General features: G+C 69.2%; 12 protein-coding genes. All 12 read right to left on the bottom strand.

Annotation, left to right across the window (positions count from 1 at the left end; translation table 11 throughout):
* Positions 1-61 precede the first annotated feature (61 nt).
* Positions 62-1,942 (bottom strand): acyl-CoA synthetase, encoded by a 1,881-nt coding sequence (locus tag QM789_RS03075; RefSeq protein ID WP_420350493.1) that lies wholly within the window; start codon positions 1,940-1,942, stop codon positions 62-64.
* Between the two features lie 126 nt (positions 1,943-2,068).
* A complete protein-coding gene (gene lysM, locus QM789_RS03070) occupies positions 2,069-2,512 on the bottom strand; it encodes a peptidoglycan-binding protein LysM (protein ID WP_420350492.1) in 444 nt (147 codons plus the stop codon).
* 74 nt (positions 2,513-2,586) lie between these two features.
* On the bottom strand, positions 2,587-4,371 hold the full coding sequence (locus QM789_RS03065; protein WP_420350491.1) for an ABC transporter transmembrane domain-containing protein: 1,785 nt from the start codon (positions 4,369-4,371) through the stop codon (positions 2,587-2,589).
* Positions 4,372-4,450: 79 nt separating this feature from the next.
* Positions 4,451-4,942 (bottom strand): hypothetical protein, encoded by a 492-nt coding sequence (locus QM789_RS03060; RefSeq protein ID WP_420350490.1) that lies wholly within the window; start codon positions 4,940-4,942, stop codon positions 4,451-4,453.
* A 59-nt stretch (positions 4,943-5,001) separates the two neighbouring features.
* Complete coding sequence (trxA, locus tag QM789_RS03055; protein ID WP_420350489.1) at positions 5,002-5,409, bottom strand: thioredoxin; 408 nt, start codon at positions 5,407-5,409, stop codon at positions 5,002-5,004.
* Entirely contained in the window at positions 5,378-8,722 is a 3,345-nt protein-coding gene (gene addA / locus QM789_RS03050) for a double-strand break repair helicase AddA (protein WP_420350488.1), read from the bottom strand. Before addA ends, trxA begins: the two co-directional genes overlap by 32 nt.
* Positions 8,719-11,616: a double-strand break repair protein AddB gene (addB, locus tag QM789_RS03045; RefSeq protein WP_420350487.1), complete on the bottom strand. Its 2,898-nt coding sequence runs from the start codon at positions 11,614-11,616 to the stop codon at positions 8,719-8,721. The genes addA and addB overlap by 4 nt, the downstream gene beginning before the upstream one ends.
* Positions 11,609-12,289: a nucleotidyltransferase family protein gene (locus QM789_RS03040; RefSeq protein ID WP_420350486.1), complete on the bottom strand. Its 681-nt coding sequence runs from the start codon at positions 12,287-12,289 to the stop codon at positions 11,609-11,611. Before QM789_RS03040 ends, addB begins: the two co-directional genes overlap by 8 nt.
* Complete coding sequence (locus QM789_RS03035; RefSeq protein ID WP_420350485.1) at positions 12,265-13,248, bottom strand: aminoglycoside phosphotransferase family protein; 984 nt, start codon at positions 13,246-13,248, stop codon at positions 12,265-12,267. The genes QM789_RS03040 and QM789_RS03035 overlap by 25 nt, the downstream gene beginning before the upstream one ends.
* On the bottom strand, positions 13,245-13,718 hold the full coding sequence (tsaE, locus tag QM789_RS03030; protein ID WP_420350484.1) for a tRNA (adenosine(37)-N6)-threonylcarbamoyltransferase complex ATPase subunit type 1 TsaE: 474 nt from the start codon (positions 13,716-13,718) through the stop codon (positions 13,245-13,247). The genes QM789_RS03035 and tsaE overlap by 4 nt, the downstream gene beginning before the upstream one ends.
* A 51-nt stretch (positions 13,719-13,769) precedes the next feature.
* Positions 13,770-15,323 carry a PAS-domain containing protein gene (locus QM789_RS03025; RefSeq protein ID WP_420350483.1) on the bottom strand — a complete coding sequence of 518 codons (1,554 nt, stop codon included), beginning with the start codon at positions 15,321-15,323 and terminating at the stop codon, positions 13,770-13,772.
* A 75-nt stretch (positions 15,324-15,398) separates the two neighbouring features.
* Positions 15,399-16,760, bottom strand: a complete 1,362-nt coding sequence (gene regB, locus QM789_RS03020) for a sensor histidine kinase RegB (RefSeq protein ID WP_420350482.1) — start codon at positions 16,758-16,760, stop codon at positions 15,399-15,401.
* Positions 16,761-16,784: the final 24 nt, after the last annotated feature.

Below are 16,784 nucleotides of genomic sequence, written 5' to 3'. Positions count from 1 at the left end.
GTCCACGAAAAAAGCTGCGCCGCATGTGGCGCGGCGCGGCCTTTCCGTCAAGGGGGCATGATCAGCCGACCCGATCCCAGGGCACGGTAAAGGCGCCAAGCACCGCGCGCAGTTGCGCCTCGTCGGCGCCCGAAATGCTGGCGACCAGCCCGCGCTTGCGGTCCTCGGTCACGGAAACCACCTGCGCCGGCAGGCCCGCCGCCGCAAGGGTCGCGTTCAGCACGCGGGTGATGGCCCGCTTGCGCAGGTCGGGCTTGAACACCTTGCCGATGGCGGTCTTCGGCAGTTCGGGCAGGATCTCGATCACCTTCGGCACGGCGGCGCGTTCGTGGATGGCATCGGCGGCAAAGGCCATCAGGTCTTCGGCGCTCACCTGCGCCCCGGCGACCAGTTCGACATAGGCGCAGGGCAGTTCCCCGGCAAAGCCGTCCGGCTGGCCGATCGCGCCCGCGAAGGCCACGGCGGGGTGACGCAGCAGGGCCTCCTCGATCTCGGCGGGGTCGATGTTGTGGCCGCCCCGGATGATCAGATCCTTGGCCCGCCCGGTGATCCACAGGTAGCCGTCGGCATCCAGCCGCCCCAGATCGCCGGTGCGCAGGAAGCGGTCCTCGGCGAACAGGTCGTGGTTCTTGTCGCGCTCGGTATAGGTTGAGCCCTCGAACACGCCGGGATTGGCGATGCAGATCTCGCCCACCTCGTCGGTCGCGCATTCCAGCCACTGGCCATCCACCCGGCGCAGGATGCGGACATGGGTATAGGGCAGCGGGATGCCCACCGAGCCCACCTTCTTTACCCCGTCGGGTGGGTTGACGGAGACGAGACAGGTCGCCTCGGTCAGGCCGTAGCCCTCGCAGATCTCGACCCCGGTCGCCTCGTGGAAGCGGTTGTAGAGCTCCACCGGCAGCGGCGCCGAGCCCGAAATGGCGGTCCGCAGCGACGAGATATCCGCATTCACCGGCCGCTGCATCAGCGCGGAAATCGCCGTGGGAACGGTGATCAGGAAGGTCACCTTCCACCGGTCGATCAGCTTCCAGAAATTGTCGAACACCCCTTCGCCGCGATAGCCCGCGGGCGTGGGCATCACCACATGCGCCCCCGACTGGATCGCCGACATCAGGATCGGATAGGCGGCAAAGACATGGAACAGCGGCAGCGGGCAGATCAGCACGTCGTTCTCGCTGAACAGCAGCGTTCCGCCCAGCCAGCCGTTGTAGATCATGCCGGAATATTTGTGCTGCGCGACCTTCGGCATGCCGGTCGTGCCGCCGGTGTGGAAATAGGCCGCCACGCGGTCGCCCGTGCTGTCCGGGAATGTCAGGGCGCGCGGCTGGCGCGCGCATTCGCGGGCGAAATCCAGCACTTTCGCCTGATGCCGCGTCGGAACCTTTGGCCGGATGAAGGGCACGATCCAGCGTTTCGGCGGGGGCAGATAGGCGTTCAGATCCACCTCCAGCACCGCCTGAACCCCCGGCGCCTGTGCCACCGCCAGCGCGGCCTTCTGCGCGATGTCGGTCTTCGGGAAAGCCTTCAGTGTGACCAGAACCTTCGCCTTCGTCTCGCGCAGGATGGCGGCGATCTGTTCGGGTTCCAGCAGCGGGTTGACCGGATTGACGATCCCCGCCGTTGCCCCCGCCAGCAGCACGACCGCCGTTTCAAGGCAGTTCGGCAGCATATAGGCGACGGTATCGCCTTCGCCCACCCCCAGGCTGCGCAGCAGGTTGGCCGCCTGCGTCACCCGCCCGTGCAGATCGTTCCAGTTCAGCGTGACCGCCGGATCCGTGGGCCCGGAGGTCAGTTGGAACGACAGCGCTGGCCGCGGTCCGTGGCGCGCTGCGGCGCGGCTGACAAATTCATAGATCGTGGTCGCCCGGTCACGGCTGTCCCACGGCATTTCGTGTTCAACACGGTCGCGGTCGGCGACGGTTGCGAAAACATCCGGCATGGTTCCCTCCACCGTGCCCCGTCCTCCCCGGCGCACAGGACGAGCATGAAGGACTCAGCCCGTCCTCGGCAAGATCGAGTTGACCCGAACGTCACGTCACAACCGCATGACGTTCGGGCAAGCGGATCAGGCCTTGCCGCCCGGAATCCGCAGCACCTGCCCGGGATAGATCTTGTCCGGATGGGTCAGCATCGGCTTGTTGGCCTCGAAGATCTCGTTGAAGCGGTTGGCATTGCCCAGATATTTCTTTGCGATGGCCGAAAGCGTGTCGCCCTTCGCCACCGTGTGGAACACCGCCTCGGTGGTGTCGTCATCGTGGTCGGTCTCGACATTGGCGACGCCATCCACATTGCCGACCGCGAGGATGATCTTTTCCTTCGTCGCCGCATCGACCGCCTTGCCGGAAACGGTAACCTTGTCGCCCTCGACCTTCAGGTCGATCCCGTCGGTGTTCAGGCCAAGGCCCTTCAGCTCGGATTTCAGCACCTCTTCCTTCGGTGCCTCGGCGGCCTCGGCCTTGGAGCCGAACAGCGATTTCCCGGCGTCCTTCACAAAGTTCCACAGACCCATGGCAGTCTCCTTTCTGCTGGCGTTCCTCCGGCGGAAGCATGCCCCGGAACGGATCGGGAAAACAGAGGGAAAACTCAGACGCCTTTCCCATCGGTAAACTGCAACCGCGCCAGTTCGGCATAAAGCCCGCCCTGCGCCACCAGTTCCTCATGCGTGCCCTGCGCGACGATCCGCCCGGCGTCGAACACCACGATCCGATGCGCGCGCTTCACCGTGGCCAGCCGGTGCGCGACGATGACTGTGGTGCGCCCGACCGACAACCGGTCGACCGCCGCCTGCACCTCGCGTTCCGAGGCCGCATCCAGCGCCGATGTCGCCTCGTCCAGCAGTAGGATCGGCGCGTCGCGCAGGATCGCCCGGGCGATGGCGATCCGCTGCTTCTGCCCGCCCGACAGCATCACGCCGCGCTCGCCGACATAGGTGTCGTAGCCCTCGGGCAGGGCGGTCAGGAAGTCATGCGCATGGGCGGCACGGGCGGCCAGTTCGACATCGGCGTCGCTCGCCTCCGGGCGGCCGAAGCGGATGTTCTCCCGCGCCGTTGCGGCAAAGATCACCGGATCTTGTGGCACGAGCGCGATCGCCTTGCGGAAATCGGCCCGCGCGAGAGAACGCAGGTCATGGCCGTCGATCGAAACCGTCCCGCTCTCCGGATCCCAGAACCGCTGGATCAACTGGATCACCGTGGTCTTGCCGGCGCCCGAGGGACCGACCAGCGCAACCGTCTCGCCGGGCGGAATCTCCAGCGTCACGTCGCGCAGCGCCGACGCATCGGGACGCGACGGGTAGTGGAAGCTGACATCCTCGAACCGGATCGCGCCCTTCGCGGGCATCGGCAGCGGCAGGGGATGGTCCGGATCGCGGATCGTGTCCTCGGCCCCCAGAAGCTCCACCAGCCGTTCGGTCGCGCCCGCCGCGCGTTGCAACTCGCCCCAGATCTCCGACAGCGCCCCGGCGGCCCCGGCGACCATGACGGCATAGATCACGAACTGCACCAGCTCGCCCACCGACATTGCGCCCTCGCGCACATCCCGCGCGCCGACCCAGAGCACGCCGACCACCCCGGCGAAGGCCAGGAAGATCACGATCATCGTCATGAAGGCGCGGGTGGTGATCCGCTTCTGCGCGGAGACGAAACTTTTCTCCGTCACCTCGTCGAACTTGCGCCGGGTCAGCGGTTCATGGGTAAAGGCCTGCACCGTCTGCGCGGAAAGCAGCGCCTCCGATGCCGCGCCCGAAGAAGCCGCGATCCAGTCCTGATTTTCCCGGCTCAGCCCGCGCAGCCGCCGCCCCATCACCACGATCGGCACCACCACCAGCGGCACCAGCAAAAGCACCAGCGCCGTCAGCTTGGCCGAGGTGAACAGCAGCATCACCATGCCGCCCAGCAAGATCATCAGGTTGCGCAGCGCGACCGAGACCGAAGAGCCGATCACCGACAGGATCAGCGTGGTGTCCGTGGTGATGCGGGAGATGATTTCCCCGGTCAGGATCCGCTCGAAAAATGCGGGCGACATCGCGATCACCCGGTCGAACACCGCCTTGCGGATGTCGGCCACGACGCGTTCGCCGAACCGCGTCACCAGCCAGTAGCGCGCGCCGGTGCCCACCGCGAGCGCCGCCGCGATGATCAGCGCCGCCTCGAAGTAATAGTCGAGCAGCCCGCCGCCCTGCTGGAACCCGTCGACGACGCGGCGCACCGCGATCGGCAGGATCAGGCTGATCGACGCCGTGAGCGCCAGCGCCAGAAGCGCCGCCGTCGCCATCGCGCGATAGGGCCGGATGAACGGGGCAAGCCCCCGCAGCGCGCCGATGCGTTTCGATGTCGGGCGGTCGATCGGGGCTTGTGCTCTGCGCGCCATGGGCTCTCCTGTCGCTTTGCGCCCGTTTAGGCGCCTGCCGCGCGGGCGGCAAGCGGCCTTTGGTCGCACGGCGGCCTCGTCAGGCGGTAAGCGTCTGGCGCAGTCTTTCGAGCGTCGCGGTTTCGGCGGCGCTGACGGCGACGCCGCCAAAGCCCAGGAAGCCGCCTTCCTTGCCCGCCTCGGCCACGCTCCGCGCGATGCCCAGCAGCCAGTCCGCGAAGGCAGGCGCATCGGGCTCCGCCTTGGCCCGGACGATCCCCGCGATCCGGCCCAGTTCCGTTTCGCAGGCGGCGACCACATCGGCGGGTGCCGTCGCGGGGCCGATGGCGGTGCGGATGCTCTCCATCAACGCGGCACGGTTGTCGGGGCTGGCATAGCCGCCGGAGACCGCCGCGATCAGGCCGTTTCCGGCGTCACGGCCCTCCGCGATCGCCCCGGCAACCGCCGCGCTCTCCTGAAAGGCGCTGAACAGCCCGCCGGGGTCGGCCGCCGTCACCGCCATGCCGACCAGCATCGGCGATGCGATGATCCGCGCCCATTCCTCGGGGGTGAAGGCATCCTGTCCACTCATCGCATTCCTCCGTCCTGGATAATATGGGCCTGGATAATATGGGCGCGGCGCCGCCCGGTTCAGATCGCCGAGTCGATCCAGGCCTTCAGCGCGGCCTTCGGCGCGGCGCCGATCTTGTTCGACACCACTTCGCCGTTCTTGAACAGGAACAGCGCCGGAATGCCGCGCACGCCCAGCGTTGCCGGAGCGTCGGGGTTTTCATCCACGTTGACCTTGGCGATCTTGATCTTGCCGCCGTATTCCTCGGCCAGTTCCTCAAGCGCGGGGCCGATCATCCGGCACGGGCCGCACCATTCGGCCCAGAAATCCACGACGACGGGCACGTCGGACTGACGGACCTCGGCGTCGAAGGTGGTGTCGGTAACTTTGACGGTAGCCATGAGCGCTCTCCTGAATGTCGCGTTGCGGCGAAGGTATGTCTCGCCCCCCGGGGCGTCAAGGCGCGGCCCATGTGCGCAGCGCCTCATCCATCTGTGCATCCGACAGCCGCATCAGCGCCCCCGTCGCGGTCCAGAGCAGCAGGCATTCGACCACCGCCCCCGGATGCACCTGCCGCAGCGCCGCGCGATAGGCCGCCATCTGCCGCACAAGACCCAGCGGAATCGCCTGCGCATCGCCCGGCACCACCGCGTTCGATTTGTAGTCGAGCACCCGCACCCGCCCCGGCATCACCCGCAGCCGGTCGATCGTGCCATGGATCCGCCGCCCGTCCAGTTCCGGGAGTTCGGCGGTGATCTCCACCTCGGCCAGCGTGTCGGCGCTCAGGAACCCCTCGCTTTGCGCCACCTCCAGCGCGCGCCGCGCCGTGGTGAGCAGCGCGACCGCCTCTGCCTCGCTCGCCCGGTCCGGTCCCGTGCCCAGCAGCCGGGTGGCCAGCCGGGGCCAGTCGTCGGGTTCCGCGCCGGGCAGATGCTCCAGCAGCAGGTGCAACTGCCGCCCGCGCCGTCTCGACGCCTCGTCATCGGCGAATTCCGTCTCCCCCGGCAGCGCCTTCGCCCCGCCCAGGTCCGAAGGCGACAGCGCCCCCACCACCCGTTCCGGATGCGCCGCGCGGGTGAACGCCCAGTCGGGCAGTTGGACGGGCGGCGCCCCGGCGGCGGTCTCGGACGCGCCCGGCTCGGGCCAGTCGCCATGCGCATGGCGGCGCAGGGGGCCAAGCGCCTGCGCCTCATCGGAGAGCGCCTGCGCCTCGGTCGCGCCCGCACGCGCCATCCCCTCCGCGATCAGCGAATACCAACTGTCCTCGCCCGTTCCGGTCTCTCCCGCCGCCGCGACGATCAGCCAGGTCTCCGCCCGGGTCAGCGCAACGTAAAGCAGCCGCATCTTCTCCTCGCGGGCGCGGGCGGTCTCGTCCTCCATCAGCGCGCGCAGCGCCGGGGGCGTGCCGGGGCCGCCCTTCCACAGCACGGTGTCATTGGTCCGATAGGTCTCGGCACTGCGCGGCGGCCCGGGTTTCGCGGTGTCGGGCAGGATGACGATCGGCGCCTCCAGCCCCTTCGCGCCATGGACGGACATCACCCGGATCGCGCGGCCCCCGGCCTCCATCTGCCGCTTCACCTCGATCTCATCCGCGCCGAGCCAGCCGAGGAAGCCGGTCAGGCTCGGGATCTCGGTCGCCTCATAGGCCAGCGATTGCGCGATCAGCTCGTCGATGCCATCCTCCGCCTCCGGCCCCAGCCGCGCGATCAGCCGTTCGCGCCCGCCGTGCCGGTTCAGCAGCCGTTCGACCAGATCATAGGGCCGCAGGAAGTCGGTCAGGTCGAGCAGATCCTGAAGCACCGCCAAGGTGTCCTCGCGCCCGGAGGCCCGCAGCGCGGCCCACAGATAGCCCTTGCGCGGATGGGCCAGCGCATAAAGCTCCTCCTCGGTCCAGCCGAACAGCGGCGAGCGCAGCGCACAGGCGAGCGACAGGTCATCCTCCGGCGTCGCCAGAAAGGCCAGCACCGCGCACAGATCCTTCACCGCCAGTTCCGCCCCCAGCTTCAGCCGGTCCGCCCCCGCAACGGCGAGCCCGGCGGCCTTGCAGGCGCGGATGATTTCGCCGAACAGGGCGGAGCGGCGCTGCACCAGGATCAGAACGTCGCCCTCGTGCATCGGGCGGGAGTCGCCGCGATCCGGGATGCGGGTGCCCGCGCGGATCATCGCGCGGATTTCTGCGGCGATGGTGCGGGCGAGGACGACATCCTTGTCTTCGGCCCCTGGCAGGTCCACCGGGTCTTCCCAATCGTCATCGCCGGGCGCATCGGCGGGCTGCACGGCGGGCCACAGATCCACCCGCCCCGGCAGCGCGTCGAAGAACGCCACATGTTCCGGCGCCCCCCCCAACCCGACCGAGCCCCCGCCCGCGAAGGTCAGGTCCACCAGCCGCAGAACCGCGAGCGATGAGCGGAACGAATGCTGCAATTCCGCGCTGCGCAGGGGGCGGTCGATGGCGGCGAATTTGTCGCTGAAATGGGTGCGCATCGCCTCGAACCGTTGCAGGTCCGCGCCCTGGAAGGAATAGATCGACTGCTTGCGGTCGCCGACGACGAAGATCGTCCGGGTCTCGGCCCGCGCGCCTTCGCCCGCGGTGAATTCATCGGCCAGCCGTTCGATCACCTGCCACTGGCCGGGGGAAGTGTCCTGCGCCTCGTCCACCAGAATGTGGTCGATGCCGCCATCGAGCCGGAACAGCACCCATTGCGCGACCGAGGGCGAGGACAGGAGCGCCCCCGCCCGTTCGATCAGATCGTCGAAGTCGAGCCAGCCGCCCGCCGCCTTCCGCGCCCGGTAGCGCGGCAGGAACACCGCGGCGAACCGCGCGAGCGCGAGCGTCCGCTCCGCCACGGCGAGGCCGAATTGCGCAGCCCGGGTCTCGGCGACGCGGGCCATGAAGGCGTGGAATTCCTCGGTCAGATCCTCGCCCAGCTCGCGCACGGCAACCTTGGTCGGGATTGAGGGCGTCTTTGCCTCGGCCTTTCCCTTGTAAAGCAGCGCCTCTTGCAGGACCGCCAGCCCCTCCGGCCCCGGCCTCACCCCGGCCAGCGTCGCGGCCAGCGCCTGCATCGTCTTTGCCTGTCCCTTCAGGACCGGGATCACCTGATCGAAGAGCGCCCTTTCGCTGCCGTCGAACACCATCCCCGGCAGGTCCGCCACCGTGATCGGCGGCAGGTCCAGCGCGCGCAGGACCGCTTCGCGCGTGGGCGTGGTGGCGAAGGCATCGGCATGGCGGGTGATCGCGGCGATCAGGCTGTTCAGGTCATTGCCGCCGTGGAACAGCGCGAGGTCGTCCAGCACCGGGCGATCCGGCCCGGCGGCGATTTCCTCGACAATATCGGCGCGGATTTCGGTGGCGGAACGGTCGTCCAGCTCGCTGAAGCCATGCGGCACCCCGGCCTCCAGCGGAAACCGCCGCAGGAGCGCGCCGCAGAACGAATGGATCGTCTGGATCTTCAGCCCGCCCGGCGTCTCGATCGCCTGCGCGAACAGCCGCCGCGCCTGTGCCAGACGGTCGGTGCCGATCCCCTCGGGCTCGCCCAACCGCAACAGTTCCCCGCGCAGATCGCCTTCGGGCAGCATCGCCCATTCGCCCAGCCGCTTCAGCAGCCGGTTCTGCATCTCGTTCGCGGCGGCCTTGGTATAGGTCAGGCACAGCACCTTCTGCGGTTCGGTCCCGTTGAGCAGCAGCCGCGCCACCCGGTCGGTCAGTACCTTGGTCTTGCCCGAGCCCGCATTGGCCGAAAGCCAGGTCGAGGCCGTGGGTTCCGCCGCGCGGATCTGCCGTTCACTCGCGAGGTTCATTTGCCCTCCGGCAGGTTGGACAGATCCCATTCGCCATAGCGCGACAGGTGGTCGTAATCGCTGGGATCGCTCACCTTGCGCAGCGCCCGGCGCGCGGTATAGCCGGTCCGCGGGTCGAGGTAGCGCGCGATCAGACGCTCGAATTTCGCCCATGTCGGGGCGACCTCGGCGAGCAGATCGGCATCGCGCGTCTCGCCATTGCCGCCGAGATGGACATAGGTCATCGCCGACACCGCGCGCGGGCCGATGGCGGCAAAGGCGCCGCGCTCGATCATCGCCGCCTCCAGGAGAAGCTGCTTGTCGAAATGCAGCATCTCGGCATCCGTGGGCGGCTTGCCGGATTTGTAGTCGAACAGATGCGCCTCGCCCCCGGTCAGGATGTCGATCCGGTCGGGCTTCGCCGTCAGGCGGAAGCCGTTCGGCAGGGTGACGGCGCCGCGTTCCTCGATCACCACGGGGGTTCCGGCGGCCTGGCGCTCCGCCTCATCCGCCACCAGCTTCGCCGCGATCCGCCGGATCCGCGCGAGCCAGAGCACCTGCGCCCCGGGCCAGGCGATGGTTTCTTCGAGAACGGCGCGCGCAATGGCGATCAGCCGGGTTTCGGCCTCGGCCAGCGTCTCGGCCGTGGGCCGGTCGCGCAGGAACCGTTCGACGATCAGGTGCAGCACCTCGCCGCGCAGGCGCGGATCGGGCTCCGGCCGGAGCGGGTTCAGCGGCCGCAGCCGCAAGATCCGCTGCGCATAAATGGCGTAGGGGTCGCGGATCAGGGTCTTGATCGCCGTCACCGGGAGTTCGCGCGGGCGGGCCTCGGCGGGCGGGCGGGGCGAGGGGCGCGGCGCCGGTTCCGTCCGCGCGCGCGGCTGTTGCAGCGCACTCGCCAGCGCCAGCCACTCCGCCCCCCGCGCGCGCATCTGTTGCAGCGCCTCGGGGCCTTCGGGCGGCAGGCCGGACAGCAGATTGGTCATCCGGTTGAGCCAGCGCGACGGCACCGTCTCCGCCCCGCCATCGCGGCGCGCGCGTGACAGAACCACCCGCGGCGCGGCGATCGCCTGTTGGAAGTCATGCGCCGACAGGCCGATCTGCCGCTCCGGCAGCAACAACCCGGCATCGAGCCGCATCCGGCGGCTGAGCCAGGGGTCCGGGGTCGGCGCCTCGGGCCAGCTGCCTTCGTTCAGCCCGGCCAGCAGCACCAGATCCGCCGCCTGCACCCGCGCCTCCAGCGTGCCGAGGATCAGCACCCCGGGATGGACCGCCGCCGTCCGCCGCACCTGCCCGGTGCCCAGAAGCGTGTCCAGCAGATCGGCATAATCGGCGGCGCCGTAGCGCCCGGCATGGGGCGCCTCTTCGGTCAGGTCGGTAAGGATGCGCAGGCATTCCTGCCCGGCCTCGCGCTGCCACAGGCTGCTGGCCGCGACCGAACCGCCCGGGCCTGCGGCCAGCCGCGCGGCAAGATCCAGATGGGCGGCGATCACATGCGCAAGCGGCGCTTCGGGGCCCTCGGTGAAGGCTTCGATCACATCCGCCACCCAATCGGCCCAAAGCTGGCGCGCCGGTTCCGCCCCGGCCCAGCGGGTCAGCGCGGCCCGGTCGGGAAAGGCCGGACCCCGCCGCCGCAGCCAGAGTTCCAACTCCCGCGCGTAAAGCAGATGATACCCCCGCGTGGCGCAGCCCGTCGCCGTCAGCGGCTGCTTCAGCAACACCAGCAGCGGCTCCAGCATCAGCTTGCGCCCGCGCAGCCGCGCGATATGGCGCAGGAACCGACCGGGCGCGGTGAGTTGCAACGGCTCGCCGCCGGAATCGTCGGGCACGATCCCCCAGCGGTCGAGCGCCGCCGCTACCCGCCGGGTCAGCATCCGGTTCGGCGTGATCAGCGCGGCGGTCTGCCCCTCCTCGACCGCGCGGCGCAGCACCAGCGCGAGCGACAGCGCCTCGTGCCGTTCGTCAGGCGCCTCGATCAGGGTCAGGCCGGAACAGGCGCCGGTGAGGTCGCTCAGCGCCGCGCCCTCCCGCATCCACTGATCGGTGACCGGCGCGGGCCGCAGCGCCAGCGACACCAGCGCATCGCGCCCGGGGGCGGGGGAGCGCGCCTCGGTCCAGCGGGTGATCTCCATCCCCAGACGGCGGCGCAGCGCGCGGTAGCGGTATTGCGGATGATCCTCGATCGGCACGGTTCCGGCATCCAGCGCGTCCCAGGCGAAATCCGGCATGTCGAAATCATAGCCCGGCAGCACGATCATCCCGTTCGGCAGCGCCGCGACCGCCTGCATGAATTCCGCCGTGGTGCCGCGCGAGCCGGTGGAGCCGGCGATGACGATACGATCCTGTGTCGGGCGCGCGGCCCAGTTCCGCGCCATCGCCTCGATCACCCGGCGCAGGCGGCCGGTGGGGTCGGGTTCGGCCTCGTCCTCGAAATAGCGCGCGACGATGCGGATGAAGCCAAGGCTCGCCTGCCAATGGGCGGCATGGCTGTCCTGAATGTCCAGCGCCTCGATCGCAGCGGGGGGAACGTTTTCGTCCTGCATCTCGGCCAGCAGATCGGCCAGACTGTCGGCCAGCGAAAACACCCCGGCGCCCGGCTCGAACTGCGGCATCCGCGCGGCCAGACCGGCGACCAGCTGCGCCAGCTCCAGCCGCCGCCGCAGGGGCGGGACGGCGGGCGGGATCTCCGCCACCGGCAGCCGCGCCAGATCGGCGATCAGCCCCAGCCGCGGCAGGTAGCGCGCGCCGTGCCGGTCGAATTCCTCGCGCACGCGGCGCAGCATCCGGCCGGAGTTCAGGAACAGCCTGAGCCGTGCCATCGCCTCGGGCGGCTCCGGGCGCATCCGCTCGATCAGGCCCGCGACCAGCTCGGCCGGGAAATCCACGCCCGAGGGCAGGGCATAGAGGCTACCCATGCAGCATCGCCTCGGCCAGGGGGATCGTCTCCGCCCGGCCGACATCGCACCAGCCGCCGGTGTGGACCAGTCCGAAAACCTGCCCCCCGGGCAGCAGCCGGTCCCACAGCAGGTTCAGGGAAAACACGTCTTCGGGAATGCCCGACAGGCCCGAAGGGTCGATGATCTGCGCGCCGGTATAGATATGGCCCGGCCCGCGCGCGATCCGCCCATCCGGCGCAAGGGTGAAATCGCCCGGCCCGGCATGGCCCGTCGCTCGCTCCGCCGGGATCAGCGCGAGCAGCGCCGCCATCCCCGGCCGCCAGGCGTCGCGCAGCGCGGACAGCACGTTCGGCCCGGTCCAGACCGCATCGGTATTGAGCGTGAAGACCGGCCCGGGGCCAAGCAGCGGCAGCGCCTTGCGCAACCCGCCACCGGTGTCGAGAATCCGGTCCGTTTCATCGGAAATCGCCACATCGCGGCCCGCCAGATGCGCGGCGATCTGATCACCCAGATAATGGGTATTGGCGACGATCCGGCGGATACCCGCGCCCTGCGCGAGGTTCAGCGCATGGTCGATCAGCGGCCGTCCGGCGACCTCGACCAGCGGCTTCGGGCGGGTCCGGGTCAGCGCGCCCATCCGGGTGCCGAACCCGGCGGCGAAAAGCATCAGGGCGTCGGGCGGGTTCCGCATGCGGTCCTCAGGCTGTGCAATATGTCCGGGGTCGGCGCCGGATAGGCGGCGCGGACGGTGGCGGCGAGCGGGGCGAGCGCGGGGTGGGACAGGTTGCGCTCCAGGTTGCGCCAGTTGCGCGGCATCAGGTCCAGGTACTGTGCCTTGCCCATCGCGAGGCAGAGCCGGGCGAAGATGCCGTGGATGCGCAGGGCGCGCTGCGCGCCGAGCAGGGCATAGACGGTGCCGAAACGCTCCGGATCGAGGCCCCGGGCAGCGATGTAGCGGGCGCATTCGCGGGTTTCGACGGCGGCGGAAACATCGCGGCGCACGTCCTGAAGTGCGGAAACGAGATCATAGGCCGGATGCCCCGCCACCGCGTCCTGAAAATCCAGCAGGCCGAGGCGGGCGGTCCCGCTCCGCTCCGGCAGCCAAAGCATGTTCTGCGCGTGGAAATCCCGCAGGCACATCACCGGCGGCAGGTCGTCCAGCGCGGTGAATTGTTCGGCGACGAGGCCGGGGAGGGCCCGCGCCGCATCACACGCGGCCACCGGCGCCCAGTCGGCGGTGAGGTCGAGCAGGTGCCCAAGCGCGGGGCCGTCGAGCGGGGTGATGAACCCCGGCGGGGCATGGCGGTGCAGATCGAGCAGGAAATCGGTGACCTGGCCGTAAAGCGCGGCTTCGCGGGTAGGGTCGCGGTCAAGCAGGGTAAACAGCAGATCGTCGCCCAGATCCTCCAGAAGCATCAGGCCGAGGGCAGGGTCGGCGGCGAGGATCTGCGGCGCGGAAAAACCGCGCATCCGGAGCCAGTCGTCCACCTCGGCGAAGCGGCGAACCTCGGGACCGGGGGGGGCGATCATCAGCACGGCGCGGTCGTCGCCCCGGCGCAGCCGTTCGTAGCGGCGGGCGGAGGCGTCTCCGGCCAGCGGGGTCCGGGCGGCATCGGCCCAGCCCGCGGCGGCGAGGAAATCGGCGATCATGGTGTAAGCCCCGTCAGCCGGTCTGCCCAATCGGCGGGGCCGAAGAAGGAGAGTTTTCGGGCGGCGCCGTCTTCGGTCAGCGTGAAGCGCAGCGTCAGCACCTTGGCCGGGCGCAGGGAGCCCAGCCGGTCGGGCCATTCGATGAGACAGATCGCCTGATCGAAGGCTTCCTCAAGGCCCAGTTCCACCACTTCGTCCGGATGGGTCAGCCGGTAAAGGTCGGCGTGCCAGATGTCCGGGGTGGCGTCGTAGGTCTGGATCAGGGTGAAGGTCGGCGAGGGGACGTCTTCCTCCCGCCCCAGTCGGGCGCGGATGAGGGCGCGGGAGAGGTGGCTCTTGCCCGCGCCGATCGGGCCTTCGAGCAGAAGGACATCGCCCGCGCGCAGGGTCGCGGCAAGCGCACGGCCCAGCCGGTCGGTGGCGTCGGGACCGGGCAGGTCGAGGGTCAGGAAGGGGGCTGCGCTGGACATGGGCGCAATCTACCCGCGCCACCGGCACGGGCAACCGTAAACGCGAGAGGGTCAGCCGAGTTCGCGCGCCATGGCCGCCACGGGGACCGTCATGAAGCGGGCCATCATCGCGCCCCCGCCGATCGCCGTGAAGTGGCACGACAGGGTGGTGCCGTCGCGTTTGCGCACTTCGCCGGTCACCGGAGCCCTGTCGCCCGCCTTGAAGCAGAAGCCGCGCGCCTCGCTCCAGACCGGATGCGCCTCGCTCTCCTGCTGCCAGATCCGCACGGAATCCAGGATCGTCACCCGCGCCAGCGTCGTTGATGGCTCGACCCCCCAGAGCTGGTCATAGGCCGCGTTCGACAATGCGAGTTCCCCGGAGGGACCAAAGACCGCCACCGCCTCCTGCATGTGGTCGAGCACTTCCTGGCCCAGTTCCAGATCGGCCCGGAAACGCCGGGTCAGCGAGATTTCCGAGGTGATATCCTCGAACAGGAAGGCGACGGCGCCGTCCGGATGGGGCCGGCCGGTGACGCGATAGGTCTGACCACCCGGCAGGCTCCATGTCTCGGAATGGAATCCCGCTGCCGCCGCCTGTTCGAGTTCGGTCATTTGCAGCCGCCAACTGCGGTAATCTTTCGGTTCGGGCATCATCCGGGCTTCGCGCAGGCGGTCGAGGAAGGCATAGAGCGAGGGGCGCGCCGAAAGGAATTCGGTCGAGAGCTGCGTGAGGTCGATCAGCGCGGGATTGAACAGTTGCAGCTTGCGCTGCCGGTCGAAGACGGCGAGCCCGATCGGCAGATCCGCGAAGGTCTTGGTCAGGGTCTGCACGAAACTGCGCAGCGAGCGTTCGGCCCGGACGGCGGCATCGGCGGGAAGGGCGAATTGCAGGCTGCCATTGTCGAGCGGGAAGCTGAAGCGGTCGAACCAGATCGCCTTGTCCGCGCCCATGTCGAGCTTGGCGCGGCGCGGCCCCTCGCCGGGGACGGGTTCGATCAGCGGAAACAGCCGGGGCAGGGGCCAGACCAGCCCCTCGACATCGGGCGAGAGGGCTTGCGATTGCAGCATATAGGCCCGGTTCGCCCAGGTGACGGCGCCATTCTCGCCCTCGCGCCAGGCGAGGGCGGGCAGGCGGTCGAGCGTCTCGCGCATCATGTCGAGTTCATCCTCGAACGCGCGATGGGAGAGCGCATCGACGAGCAGGCCCCGCCCCTCCGCCTCCGGGTCGATGAGGGTGATTCGGGACAGGCCGTTCACATCCTCGGCCACGATGCGCAGATGCTGGTCCCGCTCCCCGGGGGCCGTCAGATCGACGCGGCCACGCAGCGGCAGGGTCGCGATCGCCGCTTCGAAATTGTTGAAACGCGGCGTGACGAAAGCCACCAGCCTTGCCCAGTCACTGCCGGAAACCGGAGCGCAGTCGAGCAGGGTCCGCGCGGGACCGGTGGCATCGACCAGTTCGTGATTCTCGAACAGAAAGACGGCGGGTTCCGGCGCAGGCAGGGCAGAGGCCTTCGTCCGGGGCGCCGTGCGGGCCGACAGGCGTGCATGCACCATCATCGCCAGAAGCGCCGAACCAACCGATGTCGCGGCGATCATCACCGACTGAATCCATTCGATCTGCATCTGAATCCTCGCAAGCCTCGTTGCGGGATATTTGGGGATAAGTGGTTAAGGTGCCGTTAAATCGAGCCGGGCCGGTTACACAGTGATCTGCCGGTTCTCGCCGAGCGGGCCGGTATCGGGGGCGACCAGGCGGTGCGCGGGCCAGCGCAGCTCGACGATCGCGCCGGTGCCTTCGGGCGGGATGCCCGCGTCGGGGCCGTTGGAAAACCGGAGTTGGGCGCCCGTGCGTTGCAGCAGCGTCTTGGCGATGAACAGGCCGAGGCCCATGCCCTCATATTCGCCGCGCTGCCCTCCGGAGCGGTCGTGCAGATAGGGATCGCCGATCCGCCCAAGCACGCCCGGCGCATAGCCCGGCCCGTCGTCGATGATCCGCAGGCGAATCGTCCTTTCGGTCCATTCCGCCCGGATCCAGACGGTGCCGCGGGCGAAATCGACGGCGTTCTGGATCAGGTTGCGCAGCGCGTGGATCAATTCGGGGGTGCGGTAGATAGTGGGCTGGCGCTCGCTGCCGCCGGGGCCGGGGGCAAGGTCGAAATGCAGCGTCTTGCCGCGGTCCAGATGCGGTTCGGCGGCCTCGCGCAGCACGGCCAGAAGCGGCGCCGATCGCATCTGCATATCGTCCTTTCCGGCACGCCCCATCGAGCGGAGAATGTCGCGACACCGATTCGCCTGCTCGCGAATCAGCAGGGCGTCGTCCCGGGCATCGCCGTCGAGTTCGTCGGCAAGCTCCGAGGAGACGAGCTTGATGGTCGCGAGCGGCGTGCCGAGTTCATGCGCCGCCGCGGCCACGACACCGCCGAGATCGGTCAGCTTCTGCTCGCGGGAAAGCGCGAGCTGAGTCGCCAGCAGCGCATCCGCCATCGCCCGGATTTCCGCCGCGATCCGGTGGGCATAGGCGCCCAGAAACACCACCCCGATCACGATCGCCAGCCAGTAGCCGAATTCAAACAGCGGCGGCACGGCCATTTCGGACCCGTCGCGCCGCATCAGCGGGATGTTGATTCCCGCGACCAGGCTGATCATCGCGATGGTGCAGACGCCGAGGAAGATCGTCGGGCGCAGTTCGAGCGCCGTGGCGGCGATGGTGACCGGCACGAGGATCAGCAGCGCGAAGGGGTTGTTCAGCCCGCCGGTCAGCGCGAGCAGCAGGGCAAGCTGCGCGGTGTCGAACAGCAGGGTGGCGGTCATCTCGGTCTGGCTGAGGCGGCGGCTTTGCGGAAAAACGAAGATCGCCGCGAGATTCGCCACGACCGAGGCGCCGATCGCGGCCAGGCAGAGCGGCAGGTCGAGGGAGATGTCGTAGACCTGCCACGCGATCAGGACCGCGGCACACTGGCCCGCGATGGCCGCCCATCTGAGGAAGATCAGCGTCCGCAGGCGCACCCAGTCCTGATTGCCGGTCGCGCGCCACAGGCCGCGCCGGGTCGGTTTGCTCATGGTTTTCCCCTCGCATGCACACCG

Source organism: Paenirhodobacter sp. (assembly GCF_047600745.1).
GTDB lineage: Bacteria > Pseudomonadota > Alphaproteobacteria > Rhodobacterales > Rhodobacteraceae > Rhodobacter.
The sequence above is the reverse complement of the archived record's forward strand: the minus strand, read 5'-3'. Positions and strand labels throughout refer to the sequence as shown.

Coding starts and splice junctions, on each gene's coding strand:
- QM789_RS03075 (WP_420350493.1), bottom strand. CDS start 1,942: ATGCCGGATGTTTTCGCAACCGTCGCCGACCGCGACCGTGTTGAACAC.
- lysM (WP_420350492.1), bottom strand. CDS start 2,512: ATGGGTCTGTGGAACTTTGTGAAGGACGCCGGGAAATCGCTGTTCGGC.
- QM789_RS03065 (WP_420350491.1), bottom strand. CDS start 4,371: ATGGCGCGCAGAGCACAAGCCCCGATCGACCGCCCGACATCGAAACGC.
- QM789_RS03060 (WP_420350490.1), bottom strand. CDS start 4,942: ATGAGTGGACAGGATGCCTTCACCCCCGAGGAATGGGCGCGGATCATC.
- trxA (WP_420350489.1), bottom strand. CDS start 5,409: ATGAGGCGCTGCGCACATGGGCCGCGCCTTGACGCCCCGGGGGGCGAG.
- addA (WP_420350488.1), bottom strand. CDS start 8,722: ATGAACCTCGCGAGTGAACGGCAGATCCGCGCGGCGGAACCCACGGCC.
- addB (WP_420350487.1), bottom strand. CDS start 11,616: ATGGGTAGCCTCTATGCCCTGCCCTCGGGCGTGGATTTCCCGGCCGAG.
- QM789_RS03040 (WP_420350486.1), bottom strand. CDS start 12,289: ATGCGGAACCCGCCCGACGCCCTGATGCTTTTCGCCGCCGGGTTCGGC.
- QM789_RS03035 (WP_420350485.1), bottom strand. CDS start 13,248: ATGATCGCCGATTTCCTCGCCGCCGCGGGCTGGGCCGATGCCGCCCGG.
- tsaE (WP_420350484.1), bottom strand. CDS start 13,718: ATGTCCAGCGCAGCCCCCTTCCTGACCCTCGACCTGCCCGGTCCCGAC.
- QM789_RS03025 (WP_420350483.1), bottom strand. CDS start 15,323: ATGCAGATCGAATGGATTCAGTCGGTGATGATCGCCGCGACATCGGTT.
- regB (WP_420350482.1), bottom strand. CDS start 16,760: ATGAGCAAACCGACCCGGCGCGGCCTGTGGCGCGCGACCGGCAATCAG.